Source organism: Azotosporobacter soli, assembly GCF_030542965.1.
GTDB classification, from domain to species: Bacteria; Bacillota; Negativicutes; order SG130; family SG130; genus Azotosporobacter; species Azotosporobacter soli.
Genome location: NZ_JAUAOA010000001.1, coordinates 259,314 through 275,856, shown reverse-complemented (window position 1 = coordinate 275,856; position 16,543 = coordinate 259,314). Strand labels below are relative to the sequence as shown.

Here is a 16,543-nt window from a genome sequence, read left to right as displayed (position 1 = left end):
GACAGCAGGAGTTTTACCCGTTTTCCATCGAATTACAGTAGTTAAGAATCGGATTGAGGTGAGAGGATGCCGAGTTTTGCCGCGATACATATCGGATCGGAAACCGTCAGCTTGCAAATTGTCGAATATAAGGACGTCGACGACATCCGGGTGCTGGATCGGGCCAGACGTCAAATGGATTTGGGCGAAGAAGCGTTCAAGAGCGGTCAGATCAGCTTTGCTTCCGTCAGCGAAATTTGCGAACTGCTGAAAGGCTTTCGCCGTTTGTGCAGCGAATACGGCGTACGGGACTGCCGCGTCATGGCGACGACCGCGCTGCGCGAAGCCGAAAATCAGCAATATATCATCGATCAGATCCGCATCAAGACCGGTTTGGAAGTCGAGATCGTCGACATGCCGCAGGAAATCTTCTATAAATATATGGCCTTGTTCAAACATCTGCAGACGTCCGGGCTGGCGAATACCGAAGACGGACTGCTGTTCGTCGACATCTCCTCCGGCGGCACGGGGATTACTCTCTACCGCCAGGGTGCGATCCGCTATCAGCAAAACATCAACATCGGCGCGATGCGCATCAAAGAAAGCTTTGCGCAAAACCAGCGCGATGACGTCTGCTTCCAACAGGTGTTGGACGAATATATCGAAAGCGCGATCGACCCGATCGCCGTGGCGCTGATGGGACAGCGCAGCCCGTACCTGGTGCTGACCGGCAATGAGACGCGACTGCTCTTGCAGCTGCTGGGACACAGCGAGGGCCTGGCGGTTCTCAGCCCGAAAGAACTGAAAGATCTGTACCGCAAGGTTCGCCGGCTCAACCTGCCGGAACTGATGACGCGCTTCGACCTGAACGAGGCCGATGCCGCGCTGGTCATACCGGCGCTCGGCTTATACTGCAAGATGATGGAAGTCGCGGCGGTCGATCATGTCCTCGTACCGACGCTGCGCTTCATTGACGGGATGACGCTCTTGCATGTGGCGGAAAAAACCGACAGTCGCTGGCTCGATGTGATGGAAGAACATACTTTCAGCGTCGTCAAAGCGCTTGAAGACAAGTTTCATTACGACAAAGCCCACGCTTCGGTCGTTGAGGAGTTTTCACTGCTTTTATTCGACAAACTGAACCGCTACCACGGCCTGGGGCGCAGAGAACGACTGATGCTGCGCGCCGCGGCGCATCTGCATGACATCGGAAAGTTCGTCAACCTGCGTCGCCACTACTTCTACTCCTACCGGCTGATCGAATCGGCCGATATCTTGGGCATCTCCCGCAGCGAAAAAAGAATCATTGCCAATGTTTCCTATTATCACTCCAAAGGAACGCCGAACAATGCCGATGAGAACTTCACCCGCCTTTCGAACAAGGCAAAGCTGACTGTGGCTAAACTGTCGGCGATCATTCGTCTGGCCGATGCGCTCGATCGCAGTCACCGGCAAAAAATCACCGATTGCAGCGTGCAGATCAAAGGGGACGAGATGCTCGTGAACGTAAAGGCGCGCGAAGATCTGTCGCTGGAAGAATGGACGTTTGCTGAAAAGGCGGAATTCTTTGAGAGCGTATTCGGCTTAAAAGCCCGCGTCGTCGGGACGATCGGAGGCAACCATGGAACTTGACCGACCAGAACATTTTATCAATCGCGAACTAAGCTGGCTCAAATTCAACAGCCGCGTCATGGACGAAGCCAAGCAGCTCGACAAGCCCGTCTTAGAACGTTTGAAATTCATCGCGATCACCAGCTCGAATCTCGACGAATTCTTCATGATCCGGGTTGCCGGCTTGAAAAGCCAGCTCGAAGCCGGCGTTAACAAATTCGATGCGGCCGGACTAACCGTGCGCCAGCAGGTGGACGGCATCGGCGAAGCGGCGCACGAATTGGTGAAAGAACAGTACAAGGTGCTGCGCGCTTTGCTTGCCGAACTGACGCAGCATGAGATCATCATTAGCGAAGAAAAGAATTTGCCGGAAAAAGCGCGTCACTGGGTCGAACAATATTTTCGCCAGACCGTCTATCCTGTCATTACGCCGCTGGCGGTCGACGCCAGCCATCCGTTTCCGTTTCTCGCCAGTCGCAGTCTGAATTTGGCGGTTCTGCTTCTGAGAGGCAAGGACGAAGAGCAACTGGCGGTGATTCAGGTTCCGGCGGTACTGCCCCGTTTGGTCGAAGTGCCGAACCAGGGCAAAAAAAGAACGTTTCTCTTTCTGGAAGACATCATCCAGACGCATTGCCAGGCTTTGTTCAAAGGCTACAAGATCAAAGAGATCACGCCGTTTCGCATTACGCGCAATGCCGACTTGACGATCGACGAAGATGACGCCGAGGACCTGATGGCGGAAGTCGAAAAATCGTTGCGCCAACGCAAGCGCGGCGACGCGGTGCGCCTCGAAATCGCGCGACAGGCGGGAAAAATGGTGAAGCAATTCCTCATGGATGGCTGCGAGCTCGAAGACGGCGACATCTATGAAATCAACGGACCGATTGACGCCAGCTGCTTTTTTAAGTTCACCGCGCTTTCCGGCTACGATCATCTGCGCTACGAACCGTTGACGCCGCAAATTCCGGCGGCGCTGAAAGAGTGTGAGGATTTCTATGCGCTGATCAAAGAGCGCGACATGCTGTTGCACCATCCGTACGAATCGTTTGAACCGGTCGTCGATTTTATCCGCCAGGCGGCGCAAGACCCGAGCGTTCTGGCAATCAAGCAGACGCTCTACCGCGTCAGCGGCAACTCGCCGATTGTCCGCGCGCTGGCGCAGGCCGCCGAAAACGGCAAGCAGGTCACGGTCGTCGTCGAACTCAAGGCTCGCTTTGACGAAGAAAACAACATTCAATGGGCGAGACGGCTCGAAGAAGCCGGTTGCCATGTCATCTACGGTCTGGTCGGCCTCAAGACGCACGCCAAGATGGCGCTCGTCGTGCGCCAGGAAGGCTCCGGCATCCAGCGCTATGTGCACATGGGCACCGGCAATTACAACGATACTACGGCCAAAATATACGCCGACCTCAGCCTCTTTACCGCCAACGATCAATTCGGCGCGGACGCGTCCGCCTTTTTCAACATGCTTTCCGGCTACTCCGATCCGCCGGTCTGGAACAAGCTCGTCGTCGCGCCGTTCGACCTGCGCGAAAAACTCGAAGAACTGATCGAACGCGAAAGCGAATTTGCCGAACAGGGGCAAGAGGGACGGATCATTGCCAAACTCAATTCCCTGATCGACAAAGGCATCATGCTCAAATTGTACGAAGCGGCCAGCCGCGGCGTGAAGATCGACCTCATCGTGCGCGGCATCTGCGGCATCCGGCCGGGCATCGAGGGCGTCGGCAAAAACATCAGCATTCACAGCATCGTCGGACGCTTTCTCGAACATCACCGCATTTTGTATCTGAATAACGGCGGCGATCCGAAAGTCTTCCTCTCCAGCGCCGACTGGATGCACCGCAATCTGAACGAGCGGGTCGAGCTGCTCTTTCCGCTCGAAGACGAGCATGCCGCGCTGCGTGTGACGGAAATGCTCGATGTGATGCTCAGAGACAACTGCAAGTCGCATCATATGAAAAGCGACGGACACTACCGGCGGCCCGAAAAGAGAAGCGCGCCGCCGCTGAACAGCCAGGAAGAGTTTTACCGGCAGGCGAAGGCCGCGGCCAAAAGCGCGCCGCTGCCGCTGCGCGACCGCGTGCAGCCGCTCTACCGCAAAGACATATGAAGAAAAGGAGTGGGAATGATGAAAGTGGCGGTTGACTACAACAATATGGACGGGTACATCAACTATGACGAGGTTGCCAAGACGATCGAAGTATTCCTGCCGGACGAAGCAAAACGTCGTGAGGTCGAAGACTATTTGAAACAGGCGCACACGCTTCTTGTTCCCGGCGCAGATTGCAAAGCGCCGTTTGTTAGTCGGTTGGTCGTCGCGCACGAAAGTCTGGACGACTTTTACTGCGCCTTGAGTCGCTTGTGGGAACGTACCGAAGTGGCGATCCAGTGGAGCCGACGCATAAATTGAAGAGAAAGCCAAAGATTATTTGAAACTACGTAGCAAAAAAGACGGAAAAACTAAAAAAAATGCAAAACGATGTAAATTGACCTAAATGGTCTGAAAACAGCAAATTTATTCACACTTATCCCCAAAACTATCCACAAAACAGCTTTAAATGTGGATAAGTCCTGTGAAAAGTCCCGTTTCGGCAGAAAAACACTCGCTTGAAATGTGGATAACGCGATGTGGATAATAAAAAAGTTATCCACATCGCGAAAAAATGCAGAAAAAAGATTGACTGAAATTCACGATTATGATAAACTAGTTTTTGTCGGCAAGCACGACAGAAAAATGGCTCCGTAGCTCAGCTGGATAGAGCGTTTGACTACGAATCAAGAGGTCGCAGGTTCGACTCCTGCCGGGGTCACCATTTTTTTCAATTCGCAAACTCACATATAGCAAGACAGGTTCGTAAGAACCGTGAAGACTCGGTGCAAGCCGAGTCTTTCTTATATCCGTGCGCGCTATAGAAAGGATCTGAGAACATGAAACAGTTGACGCCAAATCTGATGGTGGACGATGTGAAAGAAACGCTGCGTTTTTATCGCGAGGTGCTCGGCTTTTCACCGCTGATGACGGTGCCGGACGAGGGGACGCCGGTCTGGGCAATGGTCGCCTGCGGCGAGGTGCAGTTGATGTTCCAGGAACGCGCCAGCATCGTCGCCGAATACCCGAAGCTCGATTCCCTTGCGCTGGGCGGCGCACTGACGTTTTACATCAAGGTCGACGACGTTGCCGGACTCTACGCGCGCGTCAAAGACCGCGCCACGATCCTGCGCCCGCTGCACCGTACCTTCTACGACGCCGACGAATTCGCGCTCGAAGACTGCAACGGCTTCATCCTCACCTTCGCCGCCGACGCGATGTAAAGAGAAGGACTGATTCATCCGACTTATGCGTTAAAATTGACATATCCCAGCCGAAATGCTAAACTAAATCCTGGTTGAACCCCGTATGCGCCCGTAGCTCAGGGGATAGAGCGACGGTTTCCTAAACCGCAGGTCGCAAGTTCGATTCTTGCCGGGCGCACCATTTCAAACATAATGACAGCAAGGCTTCCGTGAAAAGAAGCCTTGCTGTTTTTTATGCTTTTGAAGATTTGTATGCTGCCGAAATTTTGCTTCATAAATAATGTAGACTGTGGAATGGTAAGGTTCATGGTATTGTATGGAGTGGAGGTCAAAAAGCGACGGGGAAATAACCATAGCTCGGAGCTTGAGGGCGGTTAGACGGAAGCAGATTGCTCTGTCTCCTAAACTGTGTAAAATAAGGAGGAGTTTGAGAGTAGTTTCTTGAAAATATATTTCAGGATACTTAATGCAAACGACGAAGTATTCTGACGTTTGCCATCAATGATATAGATACAACTAAAGGGAGGTATTAGTCATGAAGGTCGAGTTAGTCGATGAAATACATCAGTTTTTGGTGAAATATTTCAATGAATCAGAAGATCCAATTTCTCCTCCGGGAATCAAAAATAGAGGTGCTTTAGAGTCTGCTTGTGCAAGACCATACTCTACAGCTGGCAGGAAAGAATTGTTTGCAAGCGAGTTTGAGAAGGCGGCTGCGTTATTTCATGGAATTATATCGAATCATTGTTTTCACAATGGAAATAAGCGAACTGCACTTTTGTCAACGCTGTATTTTTTGGGGGAAAACAATTTTTGGCTAGATAAATGCGAAAATGCAGAAATGTTTGAATTTACAAGACAAACTGCAGCGCATGAGATTTGTGATAAGCGAGAAGATGAGATTTCAACAATAGTGGGATGGTTTGAGAAAAACTCAAGGCGAATTATAAAAGGTGAGAAGCTATTGTCACTTATTGAGTTGCGGGATATATTGAAGAGATTTGAATATGATGTTGAAGAAAACAAAAGTTATGTTGATATAACAAGAGAAGGTCAAATCGTACAAAAACTTAAGAAAAAAGGCAGAAGTGGACTTGAGGAATATGATCGCGAGTATGTAGCAGAGCTTAGAAAAAGATTAAATCTTACGGTGGCATATGGGATTGATAGTGCGCGTTTTTATGGTGAAAAAGGAATAAGTGATGAACTTAATGATTATATGCAGTTGCACAGTGAGGTTTTCAGGTGGTTGGCGAAAATTTAGAAGTGAAGGAATAGTTGCAAAACTATATAAAAAAGACATCCCGGAATAAAATGGGTCTATAAATAGTTTTGTGATTTTACCGGATTTAGGTGAATGAAGATTCACCTTGTCGTATCGTCGACACTGAATTCGAATTCATATTATGGCAAGTAGTTAAAAACATAGGCGAAAAACTCACCGGAGACCAAACACGGAAGATATATCCCGTTTTAAGAGAAGTCGCCTAGCACTAAATTGTACTAGGCGACTTTTTATTGATGCAGCAAATCAGGGACTTATTTTTCGTGACGAACACCTTTGTAGTCTCCAGGTGTTGTTTTTTGATCAATAAATCTACCGGTATTTGTGTCGCGTTTTATGGCGTTTCCATTTGGGGCATGCGTTTGACTGCGATTTGTAACTTGTCCTTGCCGATATCCTTCACCTGTATTCTTAGCCATTGGAATCAATCCTCCTTTCATTCAAAGTACATTTCAGGGATATTATACCATATAGAGGTGAATTTCCGAGAAATCAAAGAAGATATTACGGCTACTCAGTATCAAATCCGGTCATTTTCTGCAAAGTATTCGAAATCGCGCTTTGGCCAAGCTTATATTTAGGTAAAGTGGTTTGTATAGTCTGAAACATTAATAAAGTAAAAGCTGAAGTCATGATCGATGTTAAAGCGGATGTAGTATTTGAAGTTCAATCAACGAAATGTATTTTCAAAAACTTTCGTGTTTTTCTCATGCTTATAATGGCATAAGTGACTCCAAAATATCTAGACAAAAGCTCAAATAGGAAGCAATGAATTAGCTTATGAATCGATGTTCTTATTTCTAAAAACAATCTTCCCCAAATTGCTGCTAAAATTAACGGCAATATTAAAATGTCTATAGCTGTTTTTAGTTGGGGCCAATTTGTATCAGTGTTGATTTTATTAAGAAAAAACATTATTCCTAAAACAGCAGCTACTGATTTTAATACTGCTTCAATAATTAGCATTGCTGGTTTTACTTTTTTTATATCGCCCCAAAGAGCCAATAATAACCAAGAAGATATGACAATAAAATTCAGAAGAACATACTGGTGAATGCCTTCATTAAGTGTTGTTGTCGTTTTGGTACCTACAAAATTAATAAAAACACATAGTGGTGCTAAAATAAGGAAAAGAAGCTTATTTAGTATCGTATTCTCTATTTTTAACCAAATAACATAGGTTGCTGCTGCTGCGAAAAACCAAAAATAGAATAGTATGGAGTCGTTTGATGGCTTATAATATGACATCGTAAAAGAAAATGTCACCAAGGCCATATTGAGGAATAAACTTTTTATATAGTTGTTTATTGAGTATGTTTTCAACATTAACATCAGCCGCCTTAATAAAAATTCACATCTGATTATTGAGGGAAATTTCAGTATCGCTTATAAAATTAGAAATTCAGGTAAGTAGCGTTCGCAGATTTCTTTTTTTACAATCGCATGTCCGCCAAATAAACGGAATACAAGGACATCCTCTTCCTCATTAATTATTATTGGCGTACCATACATCAATGTACAAGATTCAATTGCTCTCGTTGCGATGATTGGTCGCAATTTTCTTGTTTCCAGAGTTTGCGTTTCATCTGTATAACCGATCCATTCCGTCTGTCCGCCCATTATGCCGTTTTTCTCGTAAATCCAGTAATATTCAGTTGTTTCATCAACATTGTGATTCTGTTTGCAGTCAAGATAGCGCTTGTAAAATATATTATAAGATCCATTGTTGAAAACTTTACTGGATTCTTCTTTGCAAGATTCTTCAACAGGTAGTAATCCAAGAAGATAGTCAGTGGAAACGTCAAAATATGTTGCGAGTTTTACAAGTGTGTAGACATCGGGTTTGTGTTTATCGGTTTCATATCGCTGAATTGATTTGATGTTAATACCCAATTCCTCCGCTAGCTTTTCTTGACTTAAATTGAGCGATGTTCTCAAATTTTTAATCATTATTCCTGTTGTTTTCATAAATTAGTTCTCCTAGTTCTTTTGTTACAATTATAATATAGATATTTTTGTAAAAAAACGGACAGTTATGTCCTATAAATTAAAATATTAAGTAATAAGAGAAGTTTATATCTAATTATTTTGGTTGAAATATCCCGAAAAATTTCTCAATATGCTTCTTGCATTATAAAAGGGTCTCCCAAATTGAGTTCTGGTCAAAATATTTATGTGGCTAAGTTAAATGGCTAGCTAACGGGTTTAAATATTGCCAGAAATCAAATATGGAGTCCATAGAAATGCTTGAGCGAAGCGCGGGGACGGTTCTTTCAGCTTCGGTCTTATGAAAACTATAGGTAACAAATAATAAAAATGAGGTAAGCGAATGTTAATCCGTTTACCTCATTTTTTATTATATTTGAATTGAAGAAACTTCTCAAATTCTTCGATTTCCTCTAATGCTTTGGGCGGGAGAGTGGTTAGGTCGGAGTGGATGCGCTGCTGGATGAGTGTATTGACCGGCGTGCGGAGGTTGGTGTTGCCGGTAAGCCAGTCGACGGAGACGTGACAGGCTTGGGCAATTAAGACGAGCATGGCGGTGTCAGGTTCGCCGAGACCGCTGCGCCAGTTATAGACTTGGTTTTTATTTGCATTGAACAGGCAACCAAATTCTTCTTGTGTTTTATCAGATTCTTGAAATAGTTCGTCAAAGCGTTCTTTAAAAGTTGGCATCATATCAACTCCTTATCTTAAATTATATGACGAACGAATTTATTTTTACGTTTTGACGTAAAAATAATGTTGAAAACATATTTTGAAAGTTATAAACTGAAAGTAGATAGTCATATGAAAAGAAGAAGGAGGTAACAGGCATGAAACTCCAAGGTGAATTTTGGAAAGCATTTCAGGGGTTTGCGATAGATCGGACGGAGAAGTGTCTGGATCGCTTTGAGCGGCGGGCGGAATATGCGCGGCATGTGCGGGAAGTGGATCGCCTTGGGTTGCAACTGGTGGGCGAGCGGGGCAAGGATGCGTGGGAGATTTGGGATCGGATCGCAACGGAGCAGGCGAATGCCGAAGGGATCGTCTTTGACGTAATCTATCTCCAAGGCCTGCGTGACGGCTTTGCCCTCAGTCGGATGCTCAGCTGCAGCGACGAAAGGGGCTTAGCTGTTGAAAAGCAGCAGCATGATCAAGTTTGATTTGCAAAAGCAGGGCATAGAGTACACCCGCCTTTGGCGTTGACCGAAGGCGGGTGTTTTTTATGGCGGCGAAAGTTTAGCTGCGTTCGATGCTAACTTCGTCGTTGGTTATTAAGATCGCGTCACTGTTACTGAGGGGAATTAACGGCAATGTCGACGAAAAAGCGTCGATGATTTTTTGCGCAGCTTCTGTGAAGGGGGGATTTGTATGATGTGGAACGGTGTAAAAATTGACTAACCCAAGGCCGGTCAAATCATTTAAAGCAGGAGAGTTTTCTCGGCTGTCCATTTCTTGGGCGTATGCTACAGAGGGAGATGCAACGATTGCTCCGGCCGATTCACCGATATAGAGTTTGCCGGAGTTGACTTGATCCACAATCAGTTGGTCAGCTCCGGTTCGTTTCAGTTCCTGCAACAAATAGAATGTGTTTCCGCCGCTTACATAAATGAAATCATTGTGCCGGAGCTTAGCGCTTATTTCAGCCGTTGTCGCAGTCGACAGATCCAGTTCGTCTACCACTAAGCCTAGTTTTTTAAATTCTTGTCGCGCTTCGGCTACGTAGAAAACAATGTCTTCAACATTGCTCGCGGTGGGGATAAATGTTATCGTTTTGCCGGATGTGTTCGGTTCAAAAGCGGCGAAGCGTTTCACAGTTTCTTTAAAATATGAAGCGAGAAACAGTTTTTTCATAATGGTTATTGCCTCCTTAGTTATCGTTTGAGTAAATTGTAATATATAATGGTGTCAAACAATGAAACCATTAAAAAGGAAGCGATGGCGTCTTGGAGAAAACGAAACGACTGAACGATATGCTGATTTATTTGAATGATAAGAAGTCCTTCCAATTAAAAGACATTATGAAGCGGTATTCCATTTCGAAAAGTACTGCGATTAGGGATATTCAGGCCTTGGATGAAATCGGCATGCCGATTTATTCGCATTCAGGGCGAAATGGACATTATGAAATTTTGGCAAACCGTTTATTGTCGCCGATTGTCTTTACTATGGATGAGGTAAAGGCGTTGTATTTTTCGATGCAGACCTTGAATGACTATCAGTCGACGCCGTTTCATTTGAGCGTCGGCGAACTGAAACGAAAATTTGAAAGCTGTATCTCGAAAGAACGCATACAACGGCTGCGAAAAATGGAATTGATTTTTAGTTTGCGGAAGTATCAGAATAAAAGTGATTGCCGCCTGTTGGGCGAAATTTTACAAATGGCGAGCGATGAAAGCGTCTGTGAAATCTGCTATCGAAAGCAGGAAGTTTTGCAGCGGTATTATGTGCAATTTTTCAAGATTACGTCTGCATATGGGCAGTGGTATGCAACGGCGTATAATTTTGAAACGGGTAAACCGCAGGTGTTTCGCTGCGATAAAGTGCATTCGGTGGAACTGTCCAATAAATATAAGGCAAAGGCGCTTGCGGAGTTTTTGCTGCCGAGCGCCGAATTGTTTCGTGATGAAACGGCCGTTGATTTTGTGGTTGCAGTTTCCGAGCAAGGGGTGGATAAATTTCAAAAAGAGAACTATCCATCAATGGAGCTGTTGCAGGAAAACGGCGTTTGGTATATAAAGGGCTTTTATAATAAAGGCGAAGAGACGTTTATTGCCAATTACTTTATTGCTTACGGTGAAACGATCCGGTCTATCCAGCCGGAAGGCTTGAAAGAGCTTATTATCGGGCGACTGGATGAGATGAAAAATCATTTGATAAATAGTCGTGGCGAACGCAATAAATAAAGGTAAGTCAGAAAAAAGACAGCAAGGCTTCAGAAAATGGAAGCCTTGCTGTCTTTTTTTTTGTTTATTGACATGCTGCCGTCCTTGCCTCATTCTATAAATAACCAATATTATCCAGACGGAGGTGTGCGATGAAAGTTTTGCTTCGCTTTTTGCTGCAGCGGCTGTTTGGCGCGGTCATTATTGGCCGGGAAAGACTCAATGTCTCTGGCCCGACCATCATCATGCCGAACCATGTTTCTTTTCTCGATGCGTTGCTGCTGTACGCCTATTTGCCCAACTCCGTTTGCTATGTGGTGAATCGGCGCATTGCCGGTCGCATTCGCTTTTTCCTGCGCTGGGTCAATCACATCGTAATCGATCCCCTGAACCCGTATTCGCTGAAGCAGATTATCGGCGTTGTGAAACAGGGCTGTACGGTGGTGCTGTTTCCTGAAGGCCGCATCACGAGCACCGGCAGTCTGATGAAGGTGTACAACGGAATCGGTCTAATCGCCTTGCGTACCGACGCGACCATCTGTCCCGTTGCCTTTTACGGCCCCGAGCGTTCGCGCTATGCCAGGGCCAGGGACAAGTTTCGCGCCGTATGGTTCCCGTCGGTGCTGATTTATGTCGGCCAGCCAATCCGCCTGCAATTGCCCGGCGACGATATGTTCCGCCGACAAAAAAAGAAACTCAGTGATCAAATTCTGACGCTGCTGCAGCAGACGTTGTTCGCTGCCCGCCAAGCGGCTGAACGCTGCTCCAATCTGTTCGACAAGCTGCGCGAAGCCGGTGCGGTTCATGGATACAATAAGCGAATGTCTGAAGACATCAACGGTACGATTAGTTATCGGCAGGCGCTGATCGCCAGCTATGTTTTGGGCGGCAAGTTGGACGCGCTGCTTGCGCCAACGGCCCGTCCGGCATTGTTGCTGCCCAATTCCAACGGACATTTGGTCACGCTGTTTGCGTTGGCCTATCTCGGCAAGACAACCGCGATTCTCAATTTCACTGCCGGTGCGGAAAGCTGCCATGACTGCTGCGAAACCGCCGGGGTCACGCACATACTGACTTCCCGCCTGTTCCTGGAAAAGGCCGGACTGGAACCGTTGGCCCAGAGACTCAACAAAACATTGCCGCTGTTGTATCTGGAAGACGTTAAAGCGTCCGTCCGTTGGAGCGATAAGCTGAGCGGTTTGCTTCGCTACTGGCTGAACGTGAAAGCTGCCGGTGCCTGCGATCTGATTCTGTTCACCAGCGGCAGCGAAAGCAAGCCCAAGGGCGTCGTGCTGCATCACAGCAATCTGCTGGCCAATCTGAGCCAAATCTCCTGCACGCTCGATTTCACGCACAGGGATAAACTGCTCAATGCGCTGCCGATGTTCCATTCCTTCGGACTGACAGGCGGCACGCTGCTGCCTGTGCTGAGCGGCATTCAAGTCTTTCTCTATCCGTCGCCGCTGCATTACACGCTGATTCCCGAAATTGCTTATGACTGCGATATCACGATTTTATTGGGCACGCCTACGTTTCTTCACGGCTATGGGCGCTGCGCTCATCCCTACGATTTTTACAGTCTGCGCTATGTGTTGGCCGGCGGCGAAAAGCTGCAGGATGAAACGCGATTTCTCTGGTATGAAAAATTCGGCATTCGCATTTTTGAAGGCTATGGTACGACCGAAACCGGACCGGTGCTCAGCTTCAACACTCCGTTGTTCAATAAAAGCGGAAGCGTCGGACGTTTTTTGCCTGGTATCGAGTGGCGTCTGGAGCCGGTTCCCGGCATTGAGTCGGGCGGAACGCTGTTGGTTAAAGGGCCTAATGTCATGGCGGGGTATCTGCTGCACGGCAAAGGCTTCAGCCCGGCAGGAGAATGGTACGATAGCGGCGATGTGGTTGAAGTGGATGCGGAGCAATTCATCCATATTAAATCCCGTCTCAAGCGTTTCGCCAAAGTGTCCGGCGAAATGATCAGCCTTGACGCAGTGGAAAGATGCGCTGCCCAATGTTTTGGCACGGATCAAAATGCGGCGGTTAATCTGCCGGAGTCGCGCAAAGGGGAAAAAATTCTCCTGTATACCGTCGCGAAGAACGCCCGCAAACAGGAACTGCGGCAATGGATGCAGCAGACTGGGCAAACGATGCTGGCTCTGCCTGCACAAATTATCGTTATCGACAAGCTGCCTCTTCTCGGCAGCGGCAAAATCGATTACGTCAGGCTGAAGGCTATAGCCGAGGCGGAGGGGATTGACGAGGCTTAGACGATCCGCGGGGGATAGCAGAGCTCGTTTTTAACGCTAAGGAGGGGTGGTTATGGGACTGAAGCAAGCATCCGGCAGAGGGATTTTCCGCACGCAACGCTTATTGGACGGGGGCGGACTCGTTGCTTTTCTGCTTTTAACGACGGGGTTAATCTGGGGCCTGTTGTCTGCGCCGTCGCAGCTGGCGGAACCGTTGCCGCTTCCACCGCTCGCTAAAGGCGAGCAGCGTGTCTTGGAGCAATATGCCTCCGAATTAATAATGGACGAGATGAGCCGCAATACTATTGTCGGTCTCAGCGCCGCGATCATAGCAGGCGACCGCATTGTCTGGGCCAAAGGCTTTGGTTATGCGGATCGGGAAGCAAAGCAGCCTGCAACGCCGGATACGGTTTATCGCGTCGGTTCCATTTCGAAGATACCGAATGCGATCGCCGTTTTGAAATTTAACGCGGACGGCAAAGTGGATCTTGACGAACCGGTTAAGCGTTATATTCCGGAGCTGGTTGTGAAATCGCGCTTTGCGGCTGCGCCGCCATTTACGCCGCGTCAGCTTATGACGCATCACTCGGGCTTGCCGAGCGATATCGTGAAAGGGATGTGGGGAGAGCAGCCCGCGCCGTTTCAGAGCGTCGTTTCGTTGCTGAAGGATGAATATATCGCATATCCGCCGGGAACGATTCATTCTTATTGCAATCTTGGCGCGGGCTTGCTGGGGGTTATGCTGGAACGCGTCAGCGGAGCGGAATATGACGCCGTCATGCAGGAAACGGTATTGCAGCCCTTAGGGATGGAAAATTCGTCTTATTATCTTCGCTCGCATATGGAGCCAAAGCTGTCTAAGGGTTATAACAAGAAGGGGCAGCCGGATCAGGAAGTTTCGATGCGGGATATACCGGCCGGAAATCTGTATACCAGTGTGAATGATCTTAGCAATATGATGATGCTGCTGTTAAATGACGGCGTCTATAAGGGCGAGCAACTCTTGCCGGCAACGCTGGTTAGCGAAATGCTTACGGCGCAAAATAACGCGGTGCCGTTAGACGGCAATTTCAAGATCGGCTATGAGTTTTTCCTGCAAAATCCGGCGTTTTCGTATGTGGGCGACGATTTTAGTCATGGCGGCCATATGTATTTATTTCATGGGCAGGTCATGGGCGTGAAGAAGGAAAAAGTTGCGGTGGTGGTTTTGGCTAATTCGGCCGGGGCGGCGGAAAGGGTGAAGCTCATTGCCGAGCAATTGCTCAAAGGCGCGATTGCGGTTAATGCCGGTCTGCTGCCGCCGACGACAAAACCGGGGAACAACGTGGCCGCCTTGCTGCCCGATTTGCCGCAAGCGGCAAGTTATGCCGGCAGCTACGGAACGGTTATCGGACTGCTGGAGGTGCAGGAGACGCATAAAGGAGCGTATACGGCCAAGTTGCAAGGCAACAAGGTGGAACTGTTGCCGGATAAAGAGAACTGGCTGCGCCCGCAGTACCGGCTGTTCGGAATTTTGCCGTTGTCGCATCCGAAGCTGCAAGATATGCGTATCGCATTTCGGACTGTAAACGGAGAAGACGTTGTATTTATCCGGATGGGGAAAGAAATAGCCGCAGTCGGCAAACGGATTGTCAATTACAATTTGCCGCAGGCCTGGCGCAACCGGCAGGGCGTCTATCATACTAACGATGTGGAAAATCAGTTGCTGGGAATCGACTCTTTGGAATTGAAGGTGAACAAGCAGGGGATTTTGCTGATGAACCTGACCACCGATACGAAAGCCGCTCAATTGGGTGAACTGGTGCTGTATCCCGTTTCCGATCAGGAGGCAGTGATTTATGCTTTAGGACGGCGGATGATGGAAACGATTTGGATTCGGCAGGAGAAGGACGGCGAGAAACTGATTTTTTCCGGCGTTAGCTTTAAGAAGCAGCAAAAATAACGCGGCCATAGTTTCCTTTTGGCCTTTATTTCCGCCGGGCGTAGAGGAACAGATAGAGCACCAGCAGCAAAAAGGCGATGCCGGAGGCGGCGAGGCAGGTGTTGGTCGCGATTTGGGACTTGCTGGCCCAGGTGTAGGCAAAGACGCCGGCAAACATGAAGGTGTTTTCGATGAAATTTTGCACCGCGATCGTCTTGCCGGCGCCGATGCTGTGATGGCCGACTTGCTGCAGCACCGCGTTCATCGGCACGATATAGATGCCGCCCAAGGCGCCGATGAAAAGCAGCAGCAGCAGGGTTGGCGGCAACGTATCCACTGCGAGCAAGCCGAGGATGGCGATGCCCATGCCGAGACCGAACCAGAGCGTGCGTTGATAGTGCTGCAGGCTGATTAATAAGGGCGTAACGGCCGCGCCGATTGTGATGCCAATGCCGGTGACGGCAATGATCAGGCTGATCGAGGCGCTGCTGGTGATGCCGAGCGTCAGCGGCAGCCAGGCGAAGATGATCATGCGCAGCACTGCGGACGCCAGCCAAAAGGAGCCGGTGCCGATCAAAGAATAGTGGCTCGGGCTTTGTCTGAGCAGGTGGGCGGTGTCGCCGAAGAACTGGCCGACCGCATTTTGATAGCGGATCGCCGGATTGCCGGCGTCTTTCGGAATCAGCGCGTTGAGCGCAAAAGATATGCCGTACAGAAGGACGCCGAGCGTCAGCGACAGCGTGACGGAGAGGCTTGAGAGAAAACCGCCGCCGACCGAGCCCAACAGGATCGCCAAAATTGTGAAGCTTTCCAGTTTCGAATTGGCGCGCAGCAGTTCGGCCTCGCTGTTCGTCAGCAGCGGAAGGATGCCGTATTTGGCAGGGCTGTAGACAGCTGCGCCCAGGCCGATGACGCCGTAACTGACGGCGGGATTGCTGTGAAGCAGCAGCAGAATGACGCCGAAGCCTTTGATGGCGTTGCCGATCATCAAGACGGAAGCCTTGGGATGCTTATCGGCAAAGCGGCCGACCCACGGCGACCAGATGATATAGGCGGCGAGGAACGTGCTCTGGACGAAGGGCAGATAAAAGTCGGGATAGCTGTCACGACGAATAATCGCAAGGACGATGAACAGGATCATGTTGTCGACGAAGGCAGACAGGAATTGGGCGCTGAGCAACGCGTTGAACGCGGACGCTTTAGGCATTTTCTCTCACCTCCATCAGACAGCTAGGCGGACAGCGGCAAGCAAAGAGACGCGGTTCGTCTTCTGAGCGTCGGTTCTTTCCTTGCAAGCCGTTCCTGCCAATGAAGCGGATAGACAATCGTTGCCGCAATA

General features: G+C 48.7%; 15 protein-coding genes and 2 tRNA genes. 11 read left to right on the top strand and 6 right to left on the bottom strand.

Annotated elements, in window-relative coordinates; all coding sequences use genetic code 11:
• Nucleotides 1–66: 66 nt before the first annotated feature.
• From QTL79_RS01240 to QTL79_RS01210, 7 genes are all read left to right on the top strand, one after another.
• On the top strand, nucleotides 67–1,611 hold the full coding sequence (locus QTL79_RS01240) for a Ppx/GppA phosphatase family protein (RefSeq protein WP_346353109.1): 1,545 nt from the start codon (nucleotides 67–69) through the stop codon (nucleotides 1,609–1,611).
• Entirely contained in the window at nucleotides 1,601–3,703 is a 2,103-nt protein-coding gene (locus QTL79_RS01235) for an RNA degradosome polyphosphate kinase (RefSeq protein WP_346353108.1), read from the top strand. Before QTL79_RS01240 ends, QTL79_RS01235 begins: the two co-directional genes overlap by 11 nt.
• Before the next feature lie 15 nt (nucleotides 3,704–3,718).
• Complete coding sequence (locus QTL79_RS01230; protein ID WP_346353107.1) at nucleotides 3,719–4,003, top strand: hypothetical protein; 285 nt, start codon at nucleotides 3,719–3,721, stop codon at nucleotides 4,001–4,003.
• A gap of 326 nt (nucleotides 4,004–4,329) precedes the next feature.
• Nucleotides 4,330–4,406, top strand: a tRNA-Arg gene (locus QTL79_RS01225).
• Between the two features lie 115 nt (nucleotides 4,407–4,521).
• Nucleotides 4,522–4,905, top strand: a complete 384-nt coding sequence (locus QTL79_RS01220; RefSeq protein ID WP_346353106.1) for a VOC family protein — start codon at nucleotides 4,522–4,524, stop codon at nucleotides 4,903–4,905.
• Nucleotides 4,906–4,992: 87 nt separating this feature from the next.
• Nucleotides 4,993–5,068: transfer RNA gene (locus QTL79_RS01215), tRNA-Arg, on the top strand.
• Nucleotides 5,069–5,422: 354 nt separating this feature from the next.
• The gene (locus QTL79_RS01210) at nucleotides 5,423–6,151 is read left to right on the top strand and encodes a type II toxin-antitoxin system death-on-curing family toxin (RefSeq protein WP_346353105.1); all 729 of its coding nucleotides are present in this window, start codon (nucleotides 5,423–5,425) and stop codon (nucleotides 6,149–6,151) included.
• Nucleotides 6,152–6,426: 275 nt separating this feature from the next.
• Here the strand turns inward: QTL79_RS01210 and QTL79_RS01205 are convergent, their stop codons facing one another.
• The 4 genes from QTL79_RS01205 to QTL79_RS01190 all read right to left on the bottom strand — a co-directional run bounded on the left by QTL79_RS01205 (nucleotide 6,427) and on the right by QTL79_RS01190 (nucleotide 8,851).
• The gene (locus QTL79_RS01205) at nucleotides 6,427–6,591 is read right to left on the bottom strand and encodes a hypothetical protein (protein WP_346353104.1); all 165 of its coding nucleotides are present in this window, start codon (nucleotides 6,589–6,591) and stop codon (nucleotides 6,427–6,429) included.
• A gap of 247 nt (nucleotides 6,592–6,838) precedes the next feature.
• Nucleotides 6,839–7,498, bottom strand: coding sequence for a hypothetical protein (locus tag QTL79_RS01200; RefSeq protein ID WP_346353103.1), 660 nt, complete (start codon nucleotides 7,496–7,498; stop codon nucleotides 6,839–6,841).
• A gap of 60 nt (nucleotides 7,499–7,558) precedes the next feature.
• Nucleotides 7,559–8,140 (bottom strand): helix-turn-helix domain-containing protein, encoded by a 582-nt coding sequence (locus QTL79_RS01195; protein WP_346353102.1) that lies wholly within the window; start codon nucleotides 8,138–8,140, stop codon nucleotides 7,559–7,561.
• A 378-nt stretch (nucleotides 8,141–8,518) separates the two neighbouring features.
• Nucleotides 8,519–8,851, bottom strand: a complete 333-nt coding sequence (locus QTL79_RS01190) for a helix-turn-helix domain-containing protein (protein WP_346353101.1) — start codon at nucleotides 8,849–8,851, stop codon at nucleotides 8,519–8,521.
• A gap of 137 nt (nucleotides 8,852–8,988) precedes the next feature.
• Here QTL79_RS01190 and QTL79_RS01185 point away from each other — a divergent pair, with 137 nt between their 5' ends.
• Nucleotides 8,989–9,318, top strand: a complete 330-nt coding sequence (locus tag QTL79_RS01185) for a hypothetical protein (RefSeq protein WP_346353100.1) — start codon at nucleotides 8,989–8,991, stop codon at nucleotides 9,316–9,318.
• Nucleotides 9,319–9,394: 76 nt separating this feature from the next.
• Here the strand turns inward: QTL79_RS01185 and QTL79_RS01180 are convergent, their stop codons facing one another.
• The gene (locus QTL79_RS01180; protein ID WP_346353099.1) at nucleotides 9,395–10,009 is read right to left on the bottom strand and encodes a peptidase E; all 615 of its coding nucleotides are present in this window, start codon (nucleotides 10,007–10,009) and stop codon (nucleotides 9,395–9,397) included.
• A gap of 92 nt (nucleotides 10,010–10,101) precedes the next feature.
• Between QTL79_RS01180 and QTL79_RS01175 the strand changes: the two genes are divergently transcribed.
• The 3 genes from QTL79_RS01175 to QTL79_RS01165 all read left to right on the top strand — a co-directional run bounded on the left by QTL79_RS01175 (nucleotide 10,102) and on the right by QTL79_RS01165 (nucleotide 15,225).
• On the top strand, nucleotides 10,102–11,061 hold the full coding sequence (locus tag QTL79_RS01175) for a helix-turn-helix transcriptional regulator (protein ID WP_346353098.1): 960 nt from the start codon (nucleotides 10,102–10,104) through the stop codon (nucleotides 11,059–11,061).
• 131 nt (nucleotides 11,062–11,192) lie between these two features.
• Nucleotides 11,193–13,304: an AMP-binding protein gene (locus QTL79_RS01170; protein ID WP_346353097.1), complete on the top strand. Its 2,112-nt coding sequence runs from the start codon at nucleotides 11,193–11,195 to the stop codon at nucleotides 13,302–13,304.
• Nucleotides 13,305–13,356: 52 nt separating this feature from the next.
• Nucleotides 13,357–15,225, top strand: coding sequence for a serine hydrolase domain-containing protein (locus QTL79_RS01165; RefSeq protein ID WP_346353096.1), 1,869 nt, complete (start codon nucleotides 13,357–13,359; stop codon nucleotides 15,223–15,225).
• A gap of 25 nt (nucleotides 15,226–15,250) precedes the next feature.
• Here QTL79_RS01165 and lplT read toward each other — a convergent pair whose 3' ends face one another.
• Nucleotides 15,251–16,411, bottom strand: coding sequence for a lysophospholipid transporter LplT (lplT, locus tag QTL79_RS01160; RefSeq protein WP_346353095.1), 1,161 nt, complete (start codon nucleotides 16,409–16,411; stop codon nucleotides 15,251–15,253).
• Nucleotides 16,412–16,543 lie beyond the last annotated feature (132 nt).